Below are 24354 nucleotides of genomic sequence, written 5' to 3' on the forward strand. Positions count from 1 at the left end.
GATGACATCGGCTACCTCCTCATCAGCTCACGTCGGCGCAGCGGGCGGTGGCGGTGGCGCCGCTGTCGGACGCGAAGCGCAGTCCGGCTTCGCGCTCGGCTTGCCGCCACGTCCCGCGTTGCTGTCGCGCCGCGCGTGGCTCGCGCTGATCGCACTGATCATCGTGTTCGGTCTCGGCGTGCCATTCGCTACCCTGGTGGTCCCGGAGACGAGCGCGTTCCATCTGTCCGCGTATGCGATGACGATCACCGGCAAGTTCATGTGCTACGCAATCGCCGCGCTGGCACTCGATCTCGTGTGGGGTTATTGCGGCATTCTGAGCCTGGGACACGCGTTGTTCTTTGCGTTGGGCGGTTACGCGATCGGCATGTACCTCATGCGCTCGATCGGCCACGAAGGCAAATACGGCAGCGACCTGCCCGACTTCATGGTGTTTCTCGACTGGCACCAACTGCCGTGGTACTGGCAAGGCACTCAGCATCTCGGCTATGCGCTGCTGCTGGTGGTGCTGGTGCCCGCCGTTGTCGCGTGGGTGTTCGGCTTCTTCACGTTCCGTTCGCGGGTGAAGGGCGTGTACCTGTCGATCATCACGCAGGCGATGACGTTTGCCGCCATGCTGCTGTTCTACCGCAACGAAACGGGCTTCGGCGGTAACAACGGCTTTACCGACTTCAAGCGTATCGGCGGCTTTCCGATTACGCATCCGGGTACGCGCACTGCCCTCCTGCTGATCACGTTCGCGGTGTTGATCCTGGCATTCATCGGCGCTCGGGCAATCGTCACGTCGAAGCTCGGCCGCGTGGTCACTGCGGTACGTGACGGCGAAACGCGCTTGATGTTCCTCGGCTACAGCCCGCTCGCGTACAAGCTGTTCGTGTGGACCGTCTCCGCGGCTTTGTGCGGGGTTGCTGGCGCGCTGTATGTGCCGCAGGTCGGCATTATCAACCCGGGCGAGATGTCGCCGGGCAATTCGATCGAGATGGCGATCTGGGTTGCGGTGGGCGGACGCGGCACGTTGATCGGACCGATCATCGGCGCGTTCGCGGTGAATGGCGCAAAGAGCTTTTTTACCGCGAACTTCCCTGAATACTGGCTGTTCTTTCTTGGCCTGATTTTCGTGCTGGTCCCGCTGTTGTTGCCGAACGGCATCATGGGGTTGATCGAAATGATCACGCGCAAGAGGAACCGCACATGAACGAAAAACCGATGGTTCCCGATCTTGCATTACCTGAAGAGCCTGCTGAACGGTCGTTGAGCGGCGTCGCGAGCATGGGGCACGCGGTGGTGCCGGGCGAGATCGATATTTCGCACGGGACGATTCTGTACCTTGAAGATGTGACGGTGAGTTTCGATGGGTTTCGCGCGTTGAATGCGTTGAGTTTGTCGATCGATGCGGGTGAGTTGCGGTGCATCATCGGGCCGAATGGGGCCGGCAAGACGACGATGATGGATGTCATCACCGGGAAGACCGAGCCGGATTCCGGCAAGGTTTTTCTTGGGCAGTCGATTGATTTGACGCGGATGAATGAGCCTTCTATTGCCCGTGCCGGCATTGGGCGGAAGTTTCAGAAGCCTACGGTTTTTGAGCAGCATCCTGTGTGGGAGAACCTTGAGTTGGCTATGAAGGCTGACAAGGGATGGTGGACTTCTTTGCGCGCGCGACTCGATCGTGAGGCGCAAGCGCGGATTGAAGAGACTCTGGCTTTGATCGGGTTGGAGAGCGAAGCGCGGCGCCTTGCCGGTGAGTTGTCGCATGGGCAGAAGCAGCGGCTCGAGATCGGGATGTTACTGATGCAGCAACCGGCGCTGCTTTTGCTTGATGAGCCTGCGGCTGGCATGACCGATGATGAGACGATGCAGTTGGCTGAACTACTTAATCATTTGCGTGGGACTTGTTCGATGATGGTTGTTGAACATGATATGGAGTTTGTTGCGGCGTTGTCGGGCGATAAGGGGAAGGTGACGGTGATGGCCGAAGGGCGGGTTCTTGCGCATGGCACTTTGGATGAGGTTAAACGGGATGAGACGGTGATCGAGTCTTATCTTGGGCGGTGAGGATCGCTTTGTTTTTTTGCCTGCGCGGCGCTTTTTTCTGTGCGCTTACGGCGTTGGCCTTTCCTTGAATTGATATTGGTTTATTAGCGTTCGCCCCTGTGCGGGGCAGGCACTTACTTTCTTTGCCGCCGCAAAGAAAGATAAGCAAAGAAAGCGGCTTCACACCGCTAATTCTTAAGCGGGGCCCTCGCACAGTTGCGGTAGTGGTGCATCTGGAATCCGTGCCCTTGCACATTCACCGTGAGTGACAAAGGGCTCATCAGCTCCCACTCCGCACTACGTGCGTCGCGGATGGGTATGCATGGGAAACCAGGGTCTTCGGTTGAAGGCCGTGGGGCCGTCGGCGTCGCCTCGGCGCGACGGCTGATTGCTCGATGGAGAGTTTCATCAGCGGATGCGGTGACACCGAGCCATGTGAATAGGAGTGGGCATCGAGTGAGGCAATCAACAGATGGAACATGTGAACTGGTGTGATGCCGGTCAAGCGATCGACAGCCCGCACGCACAAACAGGAATGGATGCCGAATGACCCAATGGCTTTATGAAGTACTCTTCGGCGCGCGCAGCGCCGCCGGAAGTATGACTGCCTTGTCACTAGCGCCGAATGTGCGAGAACACCGATTCCAGATGCACCACTATCCCCTCCAAGCCAGGGGACCCGCTTAAGAATTAGCGGTTTGAGCCGCTTTCTTTGCTTACTTTCTTTGCGGCGGCAAAGAAAGTAAGTGCCTGCCCCGCACAGGGGCGACGCTAATAATCCAATATCAAATCAAGGAAAGGCCAACGCCACAGGCATACAGACGAGCAAGCACAAAGCAGGCAACCAGCCAAGTACCACAGCAAAAGGCAAAAAATCCCAGCTTCAAAGGAACATCAAAATGCTAGAAGTTGAAAACCTGAACCAGTACTACGGCGGCAGCCATATCCTCCGGGACGTGAAACTCACGGTGCCTGACGGCAAGCTCACCGTGCTGCTGGGCCGCAACGGCGTAGGCAAAACCACTTTGCTCAGATGCCTGATGGGCGTGGTTCAAACCAAGAGCGGTTCGATCGCCTGGCGCGGCGCACCGATCACCAAACTTCCGACCTACTCGCGCGTGGAGAAAGGCCTAGCCTACGTCCCGCAAGGCCGCGACATTTTCCCTCGGCTGACTGTCGAAGAAAACCTCTTGGTCGGCGCGGCCAGCAAAAAAGCCCCGAAGAAAATCCCGGACCGCATCTACGAACTGTTCCCAGTCCTGAAGGATATGCGCGCCCGCCGCGGCGGCGACCTCTCTGGCGGTCAGCAACAGCAGCTCGCGATTGGTCGTGCGCTGATGAGCGATCCGCAATTGCTGATCCTCGATGAACCCACTGAAGGTATCCAGCCCTCGATCATTCAGGACATTGGCCGAACGCTGCGTCAGTTGGTCGAGGAAATGGGCATGACGGTGCTGCTCGTCGAACAGTATTACGACTTCGCCAAAGAAATCGCCGATCGGTACTGGGTCATGAGCCGCGGTGAAATCGTCGCGGGCGGCGAAGGCGCCAACATGGATACGGATGGCGTACGTGCACTGATCGCCGTCTGACGGGTACAAGCAGCACAGCGTGCTATCCTCGCCGCATCCGGTGGCAACGCGGCTAGTCGTTGCCGAACGCGCGTCGGCACGCGCCGCATCAATGCGTCTGTTGCCGCGTCCTTCAATGCGCCGCCCCGCCCGTCCATTCGCACTTCCATTCGTATGTCGCTTCACGAAAACCACGCCGCACTCGCCACCGCGCAAAATACCGCACACTCGCAATGGCGCGCGCGCCTCGAACTCGGCTTCGTCAAAGACGGCGAACGGACGACGCTGAAGCATCGGTTGCATGATGGCCCGTTGCGCGTGCAACGGCCGCTCTATCCGGAAGGCCATGCAATCTGCCACGCAGTGATCGTGCATCCGCCGGGTGGGATCGCGGGCGGCGATCAACTCGATATCGACGTGGACGTCGGCGACAGCGCCCATGCCGTCATCACCACACCCGGCGCGACGAAGTGGTACAAATCCAATGGCCGTGCGGCACGGCAGAATATTGCGGTGCGCGTCGGTCCTCAGGCGAAGCTCGACTGGCTGCCGCAGAACAATATCGTTTTCGATCACGCCAACGCGATGCTGGACTTTTCGCTGACGCTCGGCGAAGGAGCCACCGCAATTGGGTGGGATGCGACTCAGCTTGGGCGGCAGGCGGCTGGTGAGCGGTGGTCAAAGGGGCAGTTGCGAGCCGTATCGCGGATCGTTGGGGCGAATGGCGAGGCGCTGTGGCTCGAACGCGCGAGTCTTGCTGCGGAGGATCCGTTGCGGGATGCGGCGCAAGGGCTTGCCGGGTTTCCCGCTTATGGAACGCTGTGGGCTGTGGGGGCGGCCTGCGATGATGGCCTCGCAGAAGCGCTCACTGCCCAGCTACCGTTTGATGATTCGGTGCGGGCGGCGGCTTCCTGTGTCACTGAAGGGGTTTTACTCGTGCGGGCGGTTTCGCGGTCTATGGAGACGCTGCAGCGTGCTTTGACCGAGTGCTGGCTTCAGTTGCGCCCGGTCGTGCATGGCGTCGATGCTGTGCCACTCCGAATCTGGTCGACCTGATTAGCTCGGCGTCAGCGCCTGGTGCGCTGCGGGCCTTTCACCTTCGTAAGACGTCACGGGCACCAATCCGGCGCATCCGACTGCTCCAAGTCGGTGCGCCATCGTGCCTTTCGCCCCGCCAAGCCATGCTGCACCGCCATGGCACACACCTTGCGTCAAAATTTCCCACGATGCTGCCGCGTCCTGACGGCAGCCGACCGCTTCTCGCTACCACCGCTCACATAACATGACCCGATCGACCCTTCGCCCTGCGCGTCGCGCCTGGCTCGCCGCACTGCTGCTCTCGCCTCTCCTCGCCATCAATGCGCCCGCTGCCCACGCGGATACGCTCGACAACATCGCCAAAGCCGGTGTGCTCAAAGTCGCGGTTCCCGAAGACTATCCGCCGTTCGGCTCGGTTGGCGCGGATATGAAGCCGCAAGGCTATGACATCGATACCGCCGCGATGCTCGCGAAGTCGATGAACGTGAAGCTCGAACTCGTGCCGGTCAATAGCGCGAACCGCATTCCGTATCTGCAAACGGGTAAGGTCGATCTGGTGATCTCGTCGCTCGGCAAAACGCCTGAGCGCGACAAGGTCATCGATTTCTCGACGGCCTATGCGCCGTATTATCAAGGCGTGTTCGGTCCCGCCGACATCAAGGTCACCGGCCCCGCCGATCTCACTGGCAAGACGGTCGGCGCTACGCGCGGCGCGCTCGAAGAAATCGGCCTCACGCAAATGGCGCCGAACGCGACTATCAAACGCTTCGAAGATAACAACGCGACCATCGCCGCGTTCCTCTCGGGTCAGGTGCAGTTGATCGCTGCCGGCAACATCGTCGCCGCCGCAATCAATGCGAAGAATCCGCCGCGTCGTCCGGAACCTAAGTTCGTTATAAAGGATTCGCCATGTTTCGTCGGCATGAACAAGAATGAAAGCCGGCTGCTGGTGAAGGTCAACGCCGCCATCGCCCAAGCGAAGGCGGACGGCACGCTCAACACGATGTCGAAGAAGTGGTTCGGCGCGCCCTTGCCGACCAATCTGTAAGCGGGTCGTTAATTCAGCTCGATATCTTTGTAAGCTGATCTGGCAGTAAGCTTGTCGCGGTTCGTTTCGCGTCGCATTTCGAGCGGCCGCAATGGCGCACAATAAAGCGCGACCCCGATCGCATCCGACGCCTGTCCTGGCTGGGACGGGCGTAACCCAACCTGACATCCGATGAAGCTGACACCTCGCGAGAAGGACAAGCTGCTGATCTTCACCGCCGCGCTGCTCGCCGAACGGCGCCGCGCTCGCGGCCTCAAACTGAATTACCCGGAAGCGATCGCCTTAATCAGCGCCGCGCTGATGGAAGCGGCTCGTGACGGCAAGACCGTCGCCGAGGTCATGCACTACGGCACCACGCTGCTGACGCGCGCCGATGTGATGGAAGGCGTGCCGGAAATGATCCCCGACATCCAGGTCGAAGCCACGTTCCCCGACGGCACCAAGCTTGTCACCGTTCATCACCCGATCCCGTAATCACGCAAGGCAGCCCCATGATTCCCGGCGAACTCCTCATCGACGACGGCGAACACGAACTCAACGCGGGCCGCGCCACCATCGCGGTGGTCGTGTCGAATACCGGCGACCGTCCGGTGCAAATCGGCTCGCACTATCACTTCTATGAAGTGAACGAGGCGCTCTCCTTCGATCGTGAAGCGGCGCGCGGCTTCCGGCTCAACATCGCAGCAGGCACCGCCGTGCGCTTCGAGCCCGGCCAGGAACGCACCGTCGAGCTGGTCGAACTGGCGGGCGACCGTGTCGTCTACGGCTTCAACGGCAAGGTGATGGGCAAGCTCTGATGCGCCACCCGCGCACGCTTGCTCTGACCACCCTGCTCATTTCCGGACCCACACTATGACTTTACGCATTGGCCGCCGCGCATACGCGGAAATGTTCGGCCCCACGACCGGCGACCGCGTGCGCCTCGCCGACACCGAGCTGCTGATCGAAGTCGAACGCGACTTCACGACCTACGGCGAAGAAGTGAAATTCGGCGGCGGCAAAGTGATTCGCGACGGCATGGGCCAGTCGCAACGCGTGCATGCCGACGTGGTCGATACCGTCGTGACGAACGCGTTGATTCTCGATCACTGGGGCATCGTCAAGGCCGACATCGGCATCAAGAATGGCCGCATCGCGGCAATCGGCAAAGCGGGCAATCCCGACATCCAGCCGAACGTGACGATCGCGATCGGCGCGTCCACTGAAGTGATCGCCGGCGAAGGCCTGATCGTGACGGCGGGTGGCATCGATACGCACATTCACTTCATCAGCCCGCAGCAGATTGAAGAAGCACTCGCGAGCGGCGTGACGACAATGCTCGGCGGCGGCACGGGTCCGGCAACGGGCACGAACGCGACGACTTGCACACCGGGTCCGTGGCATCTCGAACGTATGCTGCAAGCGGCCGATGGTTATCCGATGAATCTCGGCTTTCTCGGCAAGGGCAATGTGAGCCAGCCGCAACCGGCGCTTGAACAGATCGCCGCGGGTGCGATCGGTTTGAAGCTGCACGAAGACTGGGGCACGACGCCTGCCGCGATCGACAACTGTCTTTCCGTCGCCGACGACACCGACACGCAGGTCGCGATCCACACAGATACGCTGAACGAGGCGGGTTTTGTGGAAGCGACCGTGGCCGCGTTCAAGGGCCGCACGATCCATACGTATCACACGGAAGGCGCGGGCGGCGGCCACGCTCCGGACATCATCAAGGTGTGCGGCGAAGCGAATGTGCTGCCCTCCTCCACCAATCCGACGCGCCCGTACACCATCAACACGCTCGAAGAGCATCTCGACATGCTGATGGTGTGCCACCATCTTGACCCGTCGATTGCGGAAGATATCGCGTTTGCCGAGTCGCGCATTCGTCGCGAAACCATCGCTGCCGAAGACATCTTGCACGACCTCGGCGCGTTGTCGATGCTGTCGTCCGATTCGCAGGCAATGGGCCGCGTGGGTGAAGTCATCATCCGCACGTGGCAGACCGCGCACAAGATGAAAGTGCAACGCGGCGCGCTGCCTGAAGACAACGCGCGGCACGACAATTTCCGCGCGAAGCGTTATGTCGCCAAGTACACGATCAACCCGGCCATCACACACGGTATCTCGCATGAAGTCGGCTCGATCGAGCCGGGCAAGTGGGCCGATCTGGTGTTCTGGGAGCCGGCATTTTTCGGCATCAAGCCCTCGCTGATTCTGAAGGGTGGCATGATCGCGATGGCACAGATGGGCGATCCGAACGCGTCGATTCCGACGCCGCAACCGGTCCACTATCGCGAGATGTTCGCGACGCGTGGCGGTGCGCTGGGACGCACTTCCCTGACCTTCGTTTCGCAGATGGCAGCCGATGCGGGCGTCGGTGAGCGCTACGGCCTGAACAAGCGTATCGTTGCCGTAAAGAACTGCCGGAAAATCACGAAGGCCGACATGATTCACAACGCGTGGCGCCCGGCGATCAGCGTCGATCCGGAGACGTATCAGGTCATCGCCGACGGTCAGTTGCTGACTTGCGAACCAGCAACCGTGCTGCCGATGGCGCAACGCTACTTTCTGTTCTAAGCCATGCGTACTATCGACAAACTGATTGCGCCGCATCTGAAGCTGGCACCTGTGCTGGTGAAGCGCGCGCCGACCTTGACGCTCGCTTTCGATGACCGCCGCAAGAGCCGTCTCGCGGCAACACTCGATAACGGCGAGGAAGTCGCGCTGCTGCTGCCGCGCGGCACAGTGCTGCGCGACGGCGATGTTCTGGTCGCTGATGATGGCGGTCTGGTGCGCGTGGTCGCCGCGCCCGAAGCGGTGCTGGTTGTCCACGCGAAAGATGCGTTGACGTTGACGCGCGCCGCGTATCACCTCGGCAATCGTCACACGCCGGTCGAAGTCGGTGCGGATTATCTGAAGCTTGAATACGATCCAGTACTGGCCGATATGCTGAAGCGCATCGGCGCAAGCGTGGATCAGGTGTCGATGCCGTTCCAGCCGGAATCCGGCGCGTACGGCGGCGGTCACAAGCATGGTCACGATGAGACCTTTGCTGAAGACTATGCGTTAGCTCAGCAGGTTTTCGGCGAACATCATGGGCACGAGCATTCGCACGATCATGAACATGCACACGGTCACTCGCATGATCATGATCATGAGCATGGGCATGACCACGCGCAGGGTCACTCGCATGACCACGGCCACGGCCACGACCATTCGCACGATCACAAAGACAACGATCACGTACACGACGAATCGTGCGGCCACGGGCATCATCACCACCATGCGCATCGCTGAACTCACGGCGCTGCTGCATCTTGCGTCACCGGCACTGCCGATCGGCGCGTTCAGCTATTCGCAGGGTCTCGAAGCCGCGATCGAAGCGCAACTCATCACCGACGCCGATTCTGCCCGCGATTGGATCGCGAGCGGTTTATCCGATGTGCTCGCACGTGGCGAGCTGCCGTTTCTCGCGCATCAGATGGAGCGCTGGCGTGTGCACGACGCAGACGGCTTAAAGGAAGCGAACAGCGAATTCCTGGCAGGCCGGGAGTCCGCTGAATTAAGACGCGAGACGGAGCAGATGGGGTGGTCGCTGCGACAACTGTGCGTCTCGCTGGAATGGGGCGACGCCGAACGGCGCACGACGCTGGCTTCGCTCAAGCCCTTGGCCCAACCCACGGCTTTCGCCTTCGCCGCGTACGCCCACGATGCAGCGCCTGACGCTGCGCTCGCCGCCTACGCATTCAGCTGGGTGGAAAACCAGGCGGCCGCCGCATTGAAGGCCGTGCCGCTCGGCCAACTCGCCGGCCAGCGCATCATCGTCGCGTTACGCGAGCCGATCAATGCCGCCGTCACGCGAGCCTTGGCCACCTCACCCGACAACATCAACACCTTCGCGCCGCAATTGGGCATTCTGTCGGCGCGTCACGAGTCGCAGTATTCGCGGCTCTTTCGCTCATAAAACCGTCCATCATGAACGCACCTCATCACCCCGCTCACCCGCCTGTCCGCACGAAGAAACTGCCTCCGCTGCGCGTGGGCGTCGGAGGCCCGGTCGGCTCGGGCAAGACCACGTTGCTCGAAATGCTCTGCAAGGCGATGCGCGAACAGTACGACCTCGTCGCAATCACCAACGACATCTATACGAAGGAAGATCAGCGTCTGTTGACGGTGGCAGGCGCATTGCCCGCTGAACGGATCATGGGCGTCGAAACGGGCGGCTGCCCGCACACGGCGATTCGTGAAGACGCGTCGATCAATCTCGAAGCCGTCGACCGCATGCTGACGCGCTTTCCGGATGCGGACATCGTGTTCATTGAATCAGGCGGCGATAATCTCGCGGCAACATTCAGCCCGGAACTGTCGGACCTGACGATCTACGTGATCGACGTAGCTGGCGGAGAAAAGATTCCGCGCAAAGGCGGCCCGGGCATTACGAAGTCGGATCTGCTGGTAATCAACAAGACCGATCTCGCACCGATGGTCGGCGCAAATCTGGAGGTAATGGCTTCCGACGCGAAGAAGATGCGTGGCGAGCGCCCCTTCGTGATGTGCAATCTGAAGGCGCTCGACGGACTGGATGTGGTGGTGAAATTTATCGAGAAGAAGGGGTTGTTGAAGGTCTAAGGCCTTACTCGCCCGGATGGCATTCAAGCAGGAATGCCATCATTTCGGATCCGTCTTTCGATAGATAGAAGCGCACCATCTTCTCGTTGAAGTCGCCCGCGCGCTGCGCTGGCACGCTGATCGCATCGATACCGTTCGACATCAGCACGCCATTCATCATGAAGCGTGACGTGCGCTTATTGCCATCGAAGAAGAACTGCTGCAACGCGCCGAACAGGAAGAAAGCGCAACCTCTCTCGAAGGCGTTGGAAACCTGATCGGTCAGTGCGCGTGTGCCCGCGGCAAAAACCCGGTTGAGCTCAGGAGCACCGGACAAGGTCGGCAGCGGGGTATGTCGCCCCGCCTCCCCCAACGCTACGTCAGGCGTGTATCGCGTTTCCTCTCCTTCTCCGCGGAACACGCCCCACTCGAGCGCCTCATTACGCGCAACAAGGCGATGCAAGTCGCAAAACGTCGTTTTATCGAGCGCAAACCGACCGTTCTGCACGATCGCAAGCAGATGTTTCGAACTCTCCGCCAGGTTCAGGACCTGCTCCTGATCAGAAATCTTCCGTCCACCAACCGTTACGCCGTCGAGCAGCGTCTTTACCTCAGGAAACGTGAACGGATTACCCTCAAGCACGCTCGCGTCCCAAACAAATTCGGGCAGCATCCGATGAAAACGGAAGCACACTCGCTTGATGGAATGGGTCGGCAAGTCCTGCGGAATCGCAGCGCGATCCCATTGAAAACCGAGGTCAGTAAAGAGCGTCATGGCAGCAGCGGAAAAAGCGGTTCGAATCAGAAGGCGGTCAATGCGCACGCCCGATGTTCGCAGAATATATGATTTATTGACGCACAAGCCGATAAGACAAGCGTCGCATTTCGCGCCGCTCGAATGACTACTCCGGCAACAACGCCATCAACACATCCACCGTCCGCGCCGTCGCGCCACGATGGCGCGCGGCAAACGCCGATGCCGCACCGCCCATCGCCAGCCGCGCTGCCTTATCGCCGAACAGTTCGCGCAGCGCCCGCGCCAGATCAGCCGGATCTTGCACCTGCACCGCCGCACCGGCCGCGACCGCATCCGCCGTAGCTTGCGTGAAGTTGAACACATGCGGCCCGATCAGCACCGGCACACCGACCGCACATGCCTCAATCAGATTCTGCCCGCCCAGCGGCAGCAAACTCCCGCCGATAAACGCCAGATCCGAGGCGGCATAGTAAGCGCCCAACTCGCCCATCGAATCGCCGAGCAACACATTCACCGACGGTGGCAAAGCAGGCACACCGCCGCCCGCGCCTGAGGCCGCCGACGCTACCGCTGCGCTCGGCGCCCACGTCGAACGTCGCTCAAGCCGCAAACCGGCGTTCTCAACCAACGCCGCCACTTCGTTAAACCGTTGCGGATGCCGCGGCACCAGGATCAGCAATGCGTCGTCGATACCAAGCGCCGCGAACGCCTGCAGCACCAGTTCCTCTTCACCTTCGCGCGTACTTGCCGCGACCCACACAGGCCGCGTGCCGATCGCCGCACGCCATGCATGGCCACGCGCCGCCAGTTCCGGCGGCGTGCTCATATCGAACTTCAGATTGCCGAGCACCGCGACGTTACGCGCACCGAGTGCGGTGAGCCGCTCCGCATCCGATGGACTCTGCGCCAGCACGCGCGCAAATCCGCCGAACACGTCCTTGCCCGCATGGCCGAACTTGGCCGCGCGCTTAAACGAGCGTGCCGACATCCGCGCATTAGTCAGCACGAGCGGCACATCCGCGCGACGGCATTCGTCGATCATCGTCGGCCACACTTCGGTTTCCATCACCAGACCGAGCGACGGCCGCCATGCCCGCAAAAACCGCCGCACCACGTGCGGCATGTCGTACGGCAGATAGCTGCGCAACACACGGTCGCCGAAAATCTGCGCACCGGTGGCGCGGCCACTCGGCGTCATATGCGTCAAAAGAATGCGTGCGTCGGGACGCGCCTTCATCAGCGCGTCGATCAGCGGTTGCGCGGCACGCGTCTCGCCCACCGACACCGCATGCACCCAGATCAGCGGCGCATTGTCTTCCTGCAACCGGCCGCGCGAGTAACCGAAACGCTCGGCGATATGCTCGCGATAGCCACGCTCCTTGCGCGAACGGATCAGCAAACGCAGCACGGCAAGCGGCGCGATGATCCACCAGAGCGCGTTATAAATCGCCCTCAGCATCTGGACCCCGTACGCCCGAGCGCGAATCCGAATGCAAACGCGAGTTTCGCAGCGCGATCGATAAAGACAGCGGCGCTCAAACCAGCGCCCTGCCCTTCAGGCGCTCGAGAATGCCGAGCGGCGCGCATTCCGGCTGCGCCATCGCCTTGACCGGCAGGAAGAAGGTCTGCTCCAGCATGAACTGGCCGGACATGACCGCATGCGAAGTCTGGTCGGAGAAACACACCCACACGCTACCCGGCGGAAACGGCATGGTCTCCTGCGGGCTCGACTTCTGATAGTCGAGATCGGCCTTCATGCTGTCGTGCAGATTCAGCATCAGATGGTCGTATTCGCTGCGCGGCGATTTGGTGACGTGCAACAGGTTCAGCAACCACGCCGAGCCCGGCATCTGCGGTTTGATGCGCGGCAGGAAACGTTTGGCCATGTCCTCGAACGGTTCGCCGACGCGCCACACGCGCGGTGCACCATGCGGATTGACGTTGGTGAACACGCGCAAAATGCGCTCGCCGTAATTCGGCCGCGACGGAAAGGCGTCGACGTGCAAGCGGCTATCGTCCTTACGCCAGGACGTCTCGCGCCCTTCCACCTGATGCAGCCGCAGGCTCGTCGGCGCGACGCGCAACTTGCTGTTGTATTCGGGGAACAGCCCATCGACGAGCGTGCGCGCATTGGCCTGATAGCGCGCGATCAAGGCGCGCACCGCCGATTGCGTGACCGCATCGCCGGCCACGCCGTGCAAGGCGCCGCCGTTCGGCTCGAGACTGATGTTCTTGCGGCTCGGATCGGCCAGTGCGGGATCGAGCAACGCCTGTTCGCCGCCTTCAATCGCAAAGCGCAGGTTCGGGAAATACAGTACTTTGCCGCGTTCGACGCCGGCCAGCAGCATCTCGCGCGGCACGGACAGGTTGCGTCCGTGCCAGTCAGCGTTCGCTACTTCGATGATCTGGGTTTCGTTCATGGTCGCCCTTGAAAACGGATGGAGCGTGAGGCGAAGCACACCGCATTACAGCGTTACACCATTAGAGCAGGCCGAAACCGGCCAGCGCGGACTTGACTTCTTGCAGCGTGGGCGGCTTGCCGGCCGTGCCGAGATTGACGACGTTCGGCGACCAGTAGCCGCCGGTACGCCACGCGGTGGAGAAATTGTACAACTCGACTGTCGGCCGCTTCAGCGCCGCCGCAATGTGAACTAGACCTGTGTCAACGCCGACTGTCGCGGCGGCGCCGTCGATCAGGCCGACTACCGCCGGCAACGACAGCTTGGGCGGCACGATAGCCGCGGCGCCGAACTCCTTCGCCAGTCGTTCGCTGGTGACGCGCTCTTCCTCGCTGCCCCACGGCAGCACGATCGACGCGCCGCGGCGCACCAAAGACTGACCGAGTTCGATCCACGCGGCGTCGGGCCACTGCTTGTCGGCGCGCGAGGTGGCGTGCACGAACACCACGTAAGGCACCGGCAGGTTCAGATTCGCCTCCGACAAAGCCAGCGCCGCACGCCCGGTGTCGATGCCGAAGTCGATATCGTCGGTGGGTTGCGGCTGCGGGTCGTTCAGCGCCGCGGCCACCAGTTGGCGCGTACGCTCGACCACATGGGTGCGCGACTCGATCGGCACCCGCTTGTCGTAGAAGAAGCGCACCGGCCATTCGAAGCCCGCGCCGTCAGTACGGTTCGCAAGGCCGACCAGCGGTCCGCGCGCCATGCTTGCGACCCACGCGGTCTTGATGAGCCCCTGGCAGTCGATCACGAGGTCGTAGTTCTCGGCGGCGAGCGCGCGGCGAAACGCGCCGATCTCGCGCCAGTTGTCGACCGACAGGATGCGCTTGCGCCAGCGCCGTAGCGACACGGGAATCGCCCGCCGCACGCCGCTGACGAGTTCCACGAGCCCGACGAAGCTTTCTTCGACGAGCCAGTCGATCTGGGCCTCGGGATGGCGGCGTCGGATGTCGGCGATCACCGGCATGTTGTGAACGACGTCGCCCAATGACGACACCCTCACGATCAGTATCTTTTGCACGCTCAAGTGTGGGAAAACCGGCTATCCGGCCCGAAGACGCGGTGAAAGGAGCGCAATTCTATCGCGACACGGGTAAATGGCATGAAAAAACGCGGCGCGGTAAGTGAAACCCGCGCCGCGTTCGACGGTGACCGCGGTTCACGAAGAACCACGGTGCCGCTGGAACATTTAGAACGGCAGCTTCGCGTCAGGCTTTTCCGCCATGATCACGCGGCGGAAGTCTTCCTGGATGCGCTTGAGCGCCTCGTCGCTATCGGCTTCGAAACGCATCACCACCACCGGCGTGGTGTTCGACGAGCGCGCGAGGCCGAAGCCGTCCGGGTACTCGACACGCAGGCCGTCGATCTTCACGACGTCGTCCGCGCCGGTGAACTTGGCGTTTTGCTGCAGACGCGCGATCAGTTCGAAGTTTTCGCCTTCTTCGAGCTTCAATTGCAGTTCCGGCGTGGAATTCGAGTTCGGCAGCGAGTTCAGCAGCTTGCTCGGATCCGCCACACGCGTGAGGATTTCGAGCAGCCGCGCGCCCGTGTACAGGCCGTCGTCAAACCCGTACCAGCGGTCCTTGAAGAACACGTGGCCGCTCATTTCGCCTGCCAGCGGCGCGCCGGTTTCGCGCAGCTTCGCCTTAACCAGCGAGTGGCCGGTCTTCCACATCAGCGGTTCACCGCCCTTGTCCTTGACCCACTTGGCCAGATTGCGCGTGCACTTCACGTCGTAAATGATCTGCGCGCCCTTGTTGCGCGACAGCACTTCTTCGGCGAACAGCATCAGCTGGCGGTCCGGATAGATGATCTGGCCGTCTTTGGTGACAACGCCGAGGCGGTCGCCGTCGCCGTCGAATGCGAAACCGATTTCAGCGTCCGTTTCCTTCAGCGCACGGATCACGTCCTGCAGATTCTCGGGGTGAGCCGGGTCCGGGTGATGGTTCGGGAAGTTGCCGTCGATCTCGGTGAACAGTTCGACCAGTTCGCAGCCGAGCTTCTTGAAGAGCTTCGGCGCGAGGCCGCCTGCCACACCGTTGCCGGTGTCGACCACAATCTTGATCGGGCGTGCGAGCTTGACGTCGCTCGTGATGCGATCCAGATACGCATCGGCAATGTCGTACTCGGTGTACGTGCCGCTGCCATCGGAGAAGTTTTCGTCGACGATGCGCTGATGCAGCGCGAGGATCTGCTCGCCGTAAATGGCCGCGCCGCGCAGGACCATCTTGAAGCCGTTGTAGTCAGGCGGATTGTGGCTGCCCGTCACGACGATGCACGAATCGACGCGGCGTTCACCGCCGTCGAGCTTCAACGGCACGCTGGCCGCGAAGTAGCCGACCGGGGTCGGCACCATGCCGACGTTGACCACGTCGACGCCGGCCGCACGCAGACCGTCCGACAGCGCCTCAACCAACTCGGGACCCGAGAGGCGTCCGTCACGCGCGACCACCACGGCGTCGCCGCCTTGCGCCCGCACTTCGCTGCCGAACGCGCGGCCGATCGAACGTGCTGCGTCGGCGTCGAGCGTCTTGCCGATTACGCCGCGAATGTCATACGCCTTGAAAATAGATTTGGAGATCATGTTGGCTCACTTGCGTGCAATGGAAAATTTTGACCGGCGCATTGCTGATTAATCGGTAAATTGGACGTTAACCGATCGGTACAACCTCACGATGCGCCCTTGCCGGAAGCGATCCGGTTCCAACTTATAATTGCGCCTTTCGGACATACCCTAATAGATTCCCATTCTAATGCTTAGACGCCCACCTTTTGTTAAGTTGCCGCGACAGTCGGCCTGCGGATGGGCGATCGCGCACCTTGGCGCCGCGCAAACTGCGTCGCTCGCGCAACCGGCGCAACCGCATTGGCGAGCGTCCACCGGATGTTGACGCTCAAACGCTTCGCCAATCCCGACGTCACGCGCGCCTTCACCAATATCGTCTGGCTCGGGCTGGAACGGCTCACGCAGATCGGCGTGGCAATCGTGATCAGCGGCATGCTGGCGCGCTACTTCGGGCCGGACACCTTCGGCAAATGGCAGTATGCGAACACGCTGCTGCTGGTGCTTTCGCCGATCACCTGGGTGTGCGGCGCGGAAATACTGGTTCCCACCATCGTCAGCCGGCCACCAACCCAGCTGGGCACGGTGCTCGGCAGCGCCTTCGCGTTGCGCTTCTCGGTTTCCGTCGCGGCGTTGCTGCTCACGTGGCTCGGCATCGCGTTGCACTTCTTCGATCCGCTCGTGGGCGCCATGCTTGCCGGCCTCGCGGTGACGATGCTGTTTCGCGAGCCGTTCGTCGGCGTGATCAACGCATGGCTGCAAAGCATGACGTACAGCAAGCCGCAGTTGCTTACCAGTATGAGCACCGCGGTGCTGAAGGCTGGTTTCGTCTATCTGCTGGTGCGCGCAATGGCCATGCCCGCGCGCTTCGGCTGGCTGTGGGCCGCCGAATCGGCGGTGATCGGCGCAGTTCTGCTGGTCTATTACATCGGCCGGCATGGCGGCAAGCTCGGCTGGCACCTCGACCGCTCGCTCTTCAAGCACTTCGCGACCGCGGGCACGGTGTTCTGGCTCGGCCTGATCTGTATGTATCTGTTCCTGAAACTGGACAGACTGATGCTCGAGCGGGCGATTTCCTTCGCCGACCTCGGGCGTTACTCCGCCGCGCAGCAGTTGAACGAAAACTGGATCACGCTCGCGCTGATGCTCGCGCAGACGATCGCGCCCGCCTTCGTCTACCGCGTGCAGGACGCCGTGCAATTGCGCCGCAATGTGTGGCGGCTCACCGCCATGACCGCCGCGCTAATGGTGAGTGGCGCGATCGTGCTGGATCTGCTGGCTGGCTTCATCATCCGCCGTGTGTTCGGACCGGACTTTGAAGGCGCCATCGAGATTTTCCGCTGGGCCGTGTGGCTTTCCGTGCCGGCCGGCATCGAAGCGATCGGCAATCTGATCGTGCTGAAATATCAGGCCAAATTCGTGTTGCTCTCGAAGTGGCTTCTGGCACTGGCTGTTGCGTTCATCGTCAATCTGCTGGCGATTCCACGGCTTGGCGCCTACGGTGCGCTGGTGGGCCTCGCGGCCGGTTATCTCGCCGCCGCGTCAGTTAATCTTTATTACATTCGTTTCAAATTGCGCCCATGACGAATTCATCCGCCGCCGCGCATATTTCCCTCGACGACGTCGCCGTCCTGATGCCTGCGTACAACGGCCAGGCCGACGTCGATCTCACGCTGGCCTCGTTCAGCGAAAGCGCGCTGGTCCACGTACTGATCGTCGACGACGGCAGCACGCCGCCGATCGCAGCACCAGCGATCCCGAACATGACGATTGAAGTGCTGCGTATGCCGCAGAACGGCGGCATCGAACGCGCGCTACAAACCGGCATCGACGCCCTTGCGCAGCGCGGCTTTCGCTACGCGGCACGCATCGACGCGGGCGACCGCAGCGTGCCGCAACGGCTCGCCAAACAACGCGCGTTCATGGAGTTGCATCCGCAAGTGGCCGGTCTCGGCATGTGGACGCAGGTCGTCACGCGTGAAGGCAAGCCGCTTTTCATGCTGACGCCGCCCGCCGAACCGAACGAGATTCGGCGTCTGCGCTTCTTCCGTTCATGCCTGGCGCACCCTTCGATGATGTTGCGCATCGACGCGGTCCGTGCGGTCGGCAACTATCGCGCGGCGTATCCTTCCGCCGAGGACCTCGATCTGTTCACGCGCCTGATGGAGCGCTACGACTGCGCGAATCTGCCGGAACTCGGACTCTATTACGAGCTGAACGAAGGCGGCATTAGCGCGACCAAGCGGCGCCGCCAGGTCAACTCGACGCTGCGGCTGCAACTACGCTACTTCAACGCAACCAATCCGTACGACTGGCTGGGCCTCGCGAAAAATCTGCTGCATCTGGTGACGCCCTACCGCGCATTGCAACGGGTCAAACGCACCTTGCTTGCACCGCGTGCGAGCCATTGATTCCGTTACCGGCCATTCACGCCGTCATTTCACCCTGTCATTTACCGTCGAGCCCGTTCCCGCATGAAGCCTGCCTTGAAGTCGACGCCCGCGCTACGCATTACACTCGTCTGTAACACCGCCTGGGCAATCTATACGTATCGGCAAGGGCTGATCCGCATGCTGGTCGGACGCGGCGTCGACGTGACGGTGCTCGCGCCGCGCGATCGCACGTTCGAACTGCTCACCGCGATGGGGTGCCGCTGCATCGAATTGCCGGTGGCGTCCAAAGGCACCAATCCGCGCGACGACCTGCGCACGCTTTTGTCGTTGTATCGTTTGTATAGAAGCATCCGCCCGCACGTTGTGTTCCATTACACGATCAAGCCGAACATTTACGGCTCGGTCGCCGCGAAACTGGCGGGCGTGCAGTCGGTGGCGGTGACCACCGGGCTCGGTTACGTGTTCATCCAGCAGAGCCGCGCTGCGCAAGTCGCCAAAAAACTGTACCGTTTCGCCTTCCGTTTCCCGCGCGAGATCTGGTTTCTGAATCGCGACGACCAGGCCGCGTTTGTCGAGCAGAATTTGTTGGTGCATCCTGAGCGTGCACGTCTCCTGCACGGCGAAGGCGTCGATCTCGAACAATTCGCCTTCACCCCGCTGCCGGAGCGGGCGGAGTTCAAATTCGTGCTGATCGGGCGGCTCTTGTGGGACAAGGGCGTCGGCGAATATGTCGAAGCCGCGCGGCGTTTACGTGAACGTTATCCCCAGGCGCGGTTCCAATTGCTCGGCCCGGTCGGTGTCGACAACCCGAGCGCGATCACACGTGAAGACGTGGCCGCCTGGGAGCGGGAAGGCATCATCGAGTATCTTGGCGAGGCGCACGACGTGCGGCCCTTCATTGCCGATGCGGACTGCGTCGTCCTGCCGTCGTATCGCGAAGGCGTGCCTCGCACGCTGATGGAAGCATCGGCGATGGGCCGGCCGATTGTGGCGACGGACGTGCCCGGCTGCCGCGAAGTGGTGGCCGACGGCGTCAATGGACTGCTGTGCAAAGTGCGCAATGCAGAGAGTCTCGCGGCGAAGCTGGCGCAGATGCTCGACATGAGCGGCGCCGAGCGCCGCGCAATGGCTGAACGCGGTCGACAGAAAGTCGCGCAAGAGTTCGACGAACGCGTTGTCGTCGAAACATATAAAGACCTGGTGCAAAAAATGACGGGCGTTCTACTTTAACGGAGCAACAGCATGACCACGAAGGGCACGATTCTGATAACGGGCGGTGCAGGATTTATCGGCTCGCACACATGCGTCGAACTGCTGAACGGCGGTTACGACGTTCTGGTAATCGACAATCTCGTGAACAGCAATCGCGAATCGCTGCGGCGCGTGGAGAAAATCACCGGCAAGGCCCTCACCTTCTACGAAGCCGACGCGCGCGATGAAGCAGCGCTCAACCGTATTTTCGACGCACATCCGATCACCGGCGCGATTCACTTTGCCGCGCTGAAAGCGGTGGGTGAATCGGTTGCCAAGCCAATCGAGTACTACAGCAATAACGTCGGCAGTTTGCTGACGCTGCTCGGTGTGATGCGCGATCGCAATGTGAAGCAGTTCGTGTTCAGTTCATCGGCAACGGTGTATGGCGTGCCGAAAAGTTCGCCGATCGATGAATCGTTTCCGCTGTCGGCCACCAATCCTTATGGGCAGTCGAAGCTGATTGCCGAGCAGGTATTGCGCGATCTGGAAGTGGCCGATGCTTCGTGGCGGATCGCGACGCTGCGCTATTTCAATCCGGTTGGCGCGCATGAGAGCGGGTTGATTGGGGAGGATCCGGCGGGCATTCCGAATAACCTGATGCCGTATGTGGCGCAGGTTGCGGTGGGTAAGCTGGAAAAGCTGCGGGTGTTTGGTGGCGACTATGAAACGCCAGATGGCACCGGTGTGCGGGACTATATTCACGTTGTGGATCTGGCGCGCGGGCATCTGGCGGCGCTGGATGCGCTGGTTAAGCGGGATGCCAGTTTCGTGGTGAATCTTGGGACGGGCCAGGGGTATAGCGTGATCGATGTCGTCAAGGCGTTCGAGAAGGCTTCCGGGCGGCCTGTGCCTTATGAGATCGTGGCGCGGCGGCCGGGTGATGTGGCGTCGTGTTTTGCGGATCCGGCCGCGGCTTTGGAGGTGATTGGCTGGCGCGCGGAGTTTGGGATCGAGCGGATGTGTGCGGATCACTGGCGGTGGCAGGCGGCGAATCCGCGGGGGTTTGCCTGAGTTGAATGCACTTCGACGGCGGAGTCAGAGAATCGCCAGACAGGGGTTCCGCCGCCGTCGATTGCGCGTCAATGACACGTTTGATGCCTGCGCTAACATACACATCTCCGAATACAAAAAATCTTAGACAGGGAGTGAGACTATGTACATTCAACCGGTGATTCTTTGCGGCGGAAGCGGTACACGACTTTGGCCAATGTCACGGGGAGGATACCCGAAGCAGTATCTCAGGTTGACCGGCGAAAACACGTTGGTTCAACAAACTGCATTGCGCCTGCGAGGTATCAAAAAAACGTAGCTGCTCCCATCGTCGTCACGAATAATGAACAGCGCTTTCTGGTCGCCGAACAGTTTCGACAGATAGATATTGCACCGGCATCGATCATCCTGGAGCCTGTCAGCCGTAACACCGCGCCTGCCATTGCAGTTGCCGCGCTGGCAGCGATGCGCGAATCCGCGGAATCCCTCCTGCTCGTTCTGCCATCGGATCATGTGATTGCAGGCGAAACGGCATTCGTCGCGGCGGTCGAAGCCGCGGCTCAGATCGCCAAAGGCGGTTATCTGGTCACCTTTGGTATTGCACCAACCGAGCCACACACTGGCTATGGCTACATCCGTGCAGGTGCGCAGCTTGACGCAGACACCCATGCGTTTCGCAGTGGACGCATTCGTCGAAAAACCGGACGAGGCCACAGCGCAGCAATTCCTTCATGAAGGAGGCTACTTCTGGAACAGCGGCATGTTCATGCTGCAGGCCTCTACCTTCATGGAAGAACTGCGCCTTTACGCGCCAGAAATCGCTGCACAGGCAGAACTTGCGCTCGACGGGGCACAGCTCGACAACGATTTCACGCGTCTCGACGCTAAAGCCTTCGCCGCCTGCCCGAACGTTTCGATCGACCACGCCGTGATGGAGAAAACGAAACGCGCTGCGGTCATTGCCACAACGAACCTCGGTTGGAACGATATCGGCTCGTGGACTGCGCTTGCCGACATCGCAGACCACGATGCCCAGGGTAACTCGCTTCTCGGCGACGTCCTCACCGAAGCGATGACCAACTCATATGTGCGCGCCGAGCATCGCCTGGTGGCCGCCATCGGCCTCGACAATGTCGTCATCGTCGAGACCGCCGACGCCGTACTGGTCGCCCATCGGGACCAGGTACAGGACGTCAGGAAAATCGTTGCCCGGTTAAATGCGGCGGGGCGCCACGAGTCGGTCACGCATCGTCGTGTGGCACGCCCCTGGGGCTCATACGAAGGCATCGACAGCGGCGACCGCTTCCAGGTCAAACGCATCGTCGTCCGCCCGGGCGCGCAGCTGAGCCTGCAGATGCATCATCACCGTGCCGAGCACTGGGTCGTCGTAAAGGGCACCGCACTCGTGACGAACGGTGACAATGAGATCATCCTGACAGAGAACCAATCGACCTATATTCCACTTGGAATCACGCACCGCCTGAAAAACCCGGGCAAGATCCCGCTCGAGCTTATCGAAGTGCAATCCGGCGCTTATCTTGGCGAAGACGACATTGTGCGATTCGAAGATACATACGGGCGGGCGGAAAAGGCATAACGCCCATCAGAATCTGACAGCTCAATAAGGCGTTGTCACATCAAGGTGTTCGCGTCGCAATAGTGCGATGGACGGAGCTTTCCTTCCAGCTTGACCAGTTTCCGTGACAACGCCGCTCGCCGTCGTCGAACTCGTCCACGATCTACGCGAGCGTATCACCTGAGATACCTATATGAACCCGAAGCCTGAAGAAATACAGCCTATGGCGTTTGACGCCATAGGCTGGGTATGGCATGATGCGCCATATGAAAAAGAAAGCGACTTTACTGTTTGCGGACCGGTCGGCATACCCGGACGGGGGGATTCTCGAAATGCGAATCTGGCGCCTGCCGGACGCGGACGACGAGAGACCACACGGCCTGAAGTACAGTCTGTTTTATGGTCGGGATGGCGAGCGAATCGTCGGTTACGACAATGAGCGGGGAAAGGGAGACCACCGGCATTATCGGGACCGCGAAGAGGCCTACGCCTTCACCACAGTCGAACAGATGGTTGCTGACTTTATAGATGATGTGGAACGCGAAAGGAGCGGGAAATGAACAAACTGAATGTGCATGTAGGCACCCTGCGCGATATGGGCGACCGCTTCATCAATGCCTGGAATCGCGCGGAGGCAGGTGATGACGTTAAGGAGCGGCACGTAACGTTCTTCACGTGGGAAGAGCTGACCGCGGCGCTCACGCCCAAGCGTCTGGAACTGCTGCGCCATCTGCACCGGGAAGGCGCGGAAAGCATCAGTGCCCTCGCCAGGACACTGGAGCGCGACTATAAGCGCGTCCATGAAGACGTCACGGATTTGGAAGCGGCTGGACTGATCGTGCGTGAAGGCAATCGGCTGAGCGCACCGTGGGACACGCTGGCGACAGACGTAGCGTTATGACAGGTAGCGCGGCAGCGTGTCCTGCCCGGGATATCCCGGGGATGGGAAGCCGGCCTCAAAATGGTCGGCTTCTTTTTTGTCAACCAGCAAACCGGCGGTGAAGCAGCACGGATCGTGCAGCCCTGCTGGACATAACAACGAGAAAAAGAAATGCCAGGCGCTACGCACAGAAAAAAATGGCCGATCTGTTTCTCCTGTCGCCGTTCGGAAATCGGGAGTCGAAAACTCGAGGCCCCGCCCAGTCTGTCACGCAGTGGCGGCCACAGCCGGGCGGTATGGACCCGTGCGAGCATCCACACGATGCCGCCCGCGATCTCATTCACAAGCAGGCAGTTTTCGTGCGGAATCAGTTCACAATGGGGCGCAACTCGACAACGACTTCACCCGTCTCGACGCTCAAACCTTCGCCTCCTGCCCGAACGTTTCGATCGATCACGCTGTGATGGAGAAAACGAAACGCGCTGCGGTCATTGCCACAGCGAACCTCGGTTGGAACGATATCGGTTCGTGGATTGCGCTTGCCGACATCGCAGAACACGACGCCCAAGGTAACTCGCTTCTCGGCGACGTCCTCACCGAAGCGATGACCAACTCATATGTGCGCGCCGAGCATCGCCTGGTGGCCGCCATCGGCCTCGACAATGTCGTCATCGTCGAGACCGCCGACGCCGTACTGGTCGCCCATCGGGACCAGGTACAGGACGTCAGGAAAATCGTTGCCCGGTTAAATGCGGCGGGGCGCCACGAGTCGGTCACGCATCGTCGTGTGGCACGCCCCTGGGGCTCATACGAAGGCATCGACAGCGGCGACCGCTTCCAGGTCAAACGCATCGTCGTCCGCCCGGGCGCGCAGCTGAGCCTGCAGATGCATCATCACCGTGCCGAGCACTGGGTCGTCGTGAAGGGCACCGCACCCGTGACGAACGGTGACAATGAAATCATCCTGACAGAGAACCGTGGGTCTGGCGATGCAGATCGCGACGAGCAGGTAGCACGACTTACCGCGCACCGCCCCGGTCTGCACCCCCGGCGGCATGACGGCCATGCCGGGCAGACCAGGTGAGCCGCGCAGTCAGCGCTGACGTCAGGGCGACGTACGTTGAGGATCCGTATGAACCTGTACGCCCTATCCGGGCAGACCTGCAAACCCTGCGCCCACCATCCGCGCTCGCAGACGGCCAAC

The 24354-nt window shown here is 61.1% G+C and carries 22 protein-coding genes and 2 pseudogenes; 19 read left to right on the top strand and 5 right to left on the bottom strand.

Going from position 1 to position 24354, the window contains the following annotated elements:
- Position 1 precedes the first annotated feature (1 nt).
- The 11 genes from urtC (at position 2) to ureG (ending at position 10302) form a co-directional block, all read left to right on the top strand.
- Positions 2 to 1195 carry an urea ABC transporter permease subunit UrtC gene (gene urtC, locus GNZ13_RS40260; RefSeq protein ID WP_172175688.1) on the top strand — a complete coding sequence of 398 codons (1194 nt, stop codon included), beginning with the start codon at positions 2 to 4 and terminating at the stop codon, positions 1193 to 1195.
- A complete protein-coding gene (gene urtD / locus GNZ13_RS40265) occupies positions 1192 to 2055 on the top strand; it encodes an urea ABC transporter ATP-binding protein UrtD (protein WP_172175690.1) in 864 nt (287 codons plus the stop codon). Before urtC ends, urtD begins: the two co-directional genes overlap by 4 nt.
- 878 nt (positions 2056 to 2933) lie before the next feature.
- Positions 2934 to 3626 (top strand): urea ABC transporter ATP-binding subunit UrtE, encoded by a 693-nt coding sequence (urtE, locus tag GNZ13_RS40270; protein ID WP_172175733.1) that lies wholly within the window; start codon positions 2934 to 2936, stop codon positions 3624 to 3626.
- 153 nt (positions 3627 to 3779) lie between these two features.
- Entirely contained in the window at positions 3780 to 4661 is an 882-nt protein-coding gene (locus GNZ13_RS40275; RefSeq protein WP_172175692.1) for an urease accessory protein UreD, read from the top strand.
- A 226-nt stretch (positions 4662 to 4887) separates the two neighbouring features.
- A complete protein-coding gene (locus tag GNZ13_RS40280) occupies positions 4888 to 5691 on the top strand; it encodes a transporter substrate-binding domain-containing protein (RefSeq protein ID WP_172175694.1) in 804 nt (267 codons plus the stop codon).
- A gap of 171 nt (positions 5692 to 5862) precedes the next feature.
- On the top strand, positions 5863 to 6165 hold the full coding sequence (gene ureA, locus GNZ13_RS40285) for an urease subunit gamma (protein ID WP_172175696.1): 303 nt from the start codon (positions 5863 to 5865) through the stop codon (positions 6163 to 6165).
- Positions 6166 to 6182: 17 nt separating this feature from the next.
- Positions 6183 to 6488, top strand: a complete 306-nt coding sequence (locus GNZ13_RS40290; protein ID WP_172175698.1) for an urease subunit beta — start codon at positions 6183 to 6185, stop codon at positions 6486 to 6488.
- A 55-nt stretch (positions 6489 to 6543) separates the two neighbouring features.
- Positions 6544 to 8250 carry an urease subunit alpha gene (ureC, locus tag GNZ13_RS40295; RefSeq protein WP_172175700.1) on the top strand — a complete coding sequence of 569 codons (1707 nt, stop codon included), beginning with the start codon at positions 6544 to 6546 and terminating at the stop codon, positions 8248 to 8250.
- A gap of 3 nt (positions 8251 to 8253) precedes the next feature.
- Complete coding sequence (ureE, locus tag GNZ13_RS40300; protein WP_172175702.1) at positions 8254 to 8970, top strand: urease accessory protein UreE; 717 nt, start codon at positions 8254 to 8256, stop codon at positions 8968 to 8970.
- On the top strand, positions 8957 to 9637 hold the full coding sequence (locus GNZ13_RS40305; protein WP_172175735.1) for an urease accessory protein UreF: 681 nt from the start codon (positions 8957 to 8959) through the stop codon (positions 9635 to 9637). Before ureE ends, GNZ13_RS40305 begins: the two co-directional genes overlap by 14 nt.
- 11 nt (positions 9638 to 9648) lie before the next feature.
- Positions 9649 to 10302: an urease accessory protein UreG gene (gene ureG / locus GNZ13_RS40310; protein ID WP_172175704.1), complete on the top strand. Its 654-nt coding sequence runs from the start codon at positions 9649 to 9651 to the stop codon at positions 10300 to 10302.
- A gap of 4 nt (positions 10303 to 10306) precedes the next feature.
- On the opposite strand, the gene GNZ13_RS40315 is transcribed toward ureG, so the two are convergent.
- From GNZ13_RS40315 to GNZ13_RS40335, 5 genes are all read right to left on the bottom strand, one after another.
- Positions 10307 to 11056: a Fic family protein gene (locus tag GNZ13_RS40315; RefSeq protein WP_172175706.1), complete on the bottom strand. Its 750-nt coding sequence runs from the start codon at positions 11054 to 11056 to the stop codon at positions 10307 to 10309.
- Between the two features lie 127 nt (positions 11057 to 11183).
- Positions 11184 to 12497, bottom strand: coding sequence for a lipid IV(A) 3-deoxy-D-manno-octulosonic acid transferase (waaA, locus tag GNZ13_RS40320; RefSeq protein WP_172175708.1), 1314 nt, complete (start codon positions 12495 to 12497; stop codon positions 11184 to 11186).
- Between the two features lie 76 nt (positions 12498 to 12573).
- Positions 12574 to 13458 carry a Kdo hydroxylase family protein gene (locus tag GNZ13_RS40325; protein WP_172175710.1) on the bottom strand — a complete coding sequence of 295 codons (885 nt, stop codon included), beginning with the start codon at positions 13456 to 13458 and terminating at the stop codon, positions 12574 to 12576.
- A gap of 61 nt (positions 13459 to 13519) precedes the next feature.
- Entirely contained in the window at positions 13520 to 14521 is a 1002-nt protein-coding gene (gene waaC, locus GNZ13_RS40330) for a lipopolysaccharide heptosyltransferase I (protein WP_172175712.1), read from the bottom strand.
- Between the two features lie 162 nt (positions 14522 to 14683).
- A complete protein-coding gene (locus tag GNZ13_RS40335) occupies positions 14684 to 16078 on the bottom strand; it encodes a phosphomannomutase/phosphoglucomutase (RefSeq protein ID WP_172175714.1) in 1395 nt (464 codons plus the stop codon).
- Between the two features lie 300 nt (positions 16079 to 16378).
- Here GNZ13_RS40335 and GNZ13_RS40340 point away from each other — a divergent pair, with 300 nt between their 5' ends.
- The 8 genes and pseudogenes from GNZ13_RS40340 to GNZ13_RS40375 form a co-directional block, all read left to right on the top strand.
- Positions 16379 to 17641 (top strand): oligosaccharide flippase family protein, encoded by a 1263-nt coding sequence (locus tag GNZ13_RS40340; protein WP_172175716.1) that lies wholly within the window; start codon positions 16379 to 16381, stop codon positions 17639 to 17641.
- Positions 17638 to 18468: a glycosyltransferase gene (locus GNZ13_RS40345; protein ID WP_172175718.1), complete on the top strand. Its 831-nt coding sequence runs from the start codon at positions 17638 to 17640 to the stop codon at positions 18466 to 18468. The genes GNZ13_RS40340 and GNZ13_RS40345 overlap by 4 nt, the downstream gene beginning before the upstream one ends.
- A 63-nt stretch (positions 18469 to 18531) precedes the next feature.
- Positions 18532 to 19680, top strand: coding sequence for a glycosyltransferase family 4 protein (locus GNZ13_RS40350; RefSeq protein WP_172175720.1), 1149 nt, complete (start codon positions 18532 to 18534; stop codon positions 19678 to 19680).
- A gap of 12 nt (positions 19681 to 19692) precedes the next feature.
- Positions 19693 to 20715, top strand: coding sequence for a UDP-glucose 4-epimerase GalE (galE, locus tag GNZ13_RS40355; RefSeq protein ID WP_172175721.1), 1023 nt, complete (start codon positions 19693 to 19695; stop codon positions 20713 to 20715).
- Between the two features lie 142 nt (positions 20716 to 20857).
- A pseudogene (locus tag GNZ13_RS40360) lies at positions 20858 to 22291 on the top strand (mannose-1-phosphate guanylyltransferase/mannose-6-phosphate isomerase).
- Positions 22292 to 22536: 245 nt separating this feature from the next.
- Positions 22537 to 22830, top strand: a complete 294-nt coding sequence (locus GNZ13_RS40365; RefSeq protein WP_172175723.1) for a toxin-antitoxin system TumE family protein — start codon at positions 22537 to 22539, stop codon at positions 22828 to 22830.
- Positions 22827 to 23171, top strand: a complete 345-nt coding sequence (locus GNZ13_RS40370; RefSeq protein WP_172175725.1) for an HVO_A0114 family putative DNA-binding protein — start codon at positions 22827 to 22829, stop codon at positions 23169 to 23171. The genes GNZ13_RS40365 and GNZ13_RS40370 overlap by 4 nt, the downstream gene beginning before the upstream one ends.
- A 367-nt stretch (positions 23172 to 23538) precedes the next feature.
- Positions 23539 to 24135: pseudogene (locus GNZ13_RS40375) on the top strand (mannose-1-phosphate guanylyltransferase/mannose-6-phosphate isomerase); the annotation flags it as partial.
- Positions 24136 to 24354 lie beyond the last annotated feature (219 nt).

The organism is Paraburkholderia elongata, assembly GCF_013177735.1.
GTDB lineage: Bacteria > Pseudomonadota > Gammaproteobacteria > Burkholderiales > Burkholderiaceae > Paraburkholderia > Paraburkholderia elongata.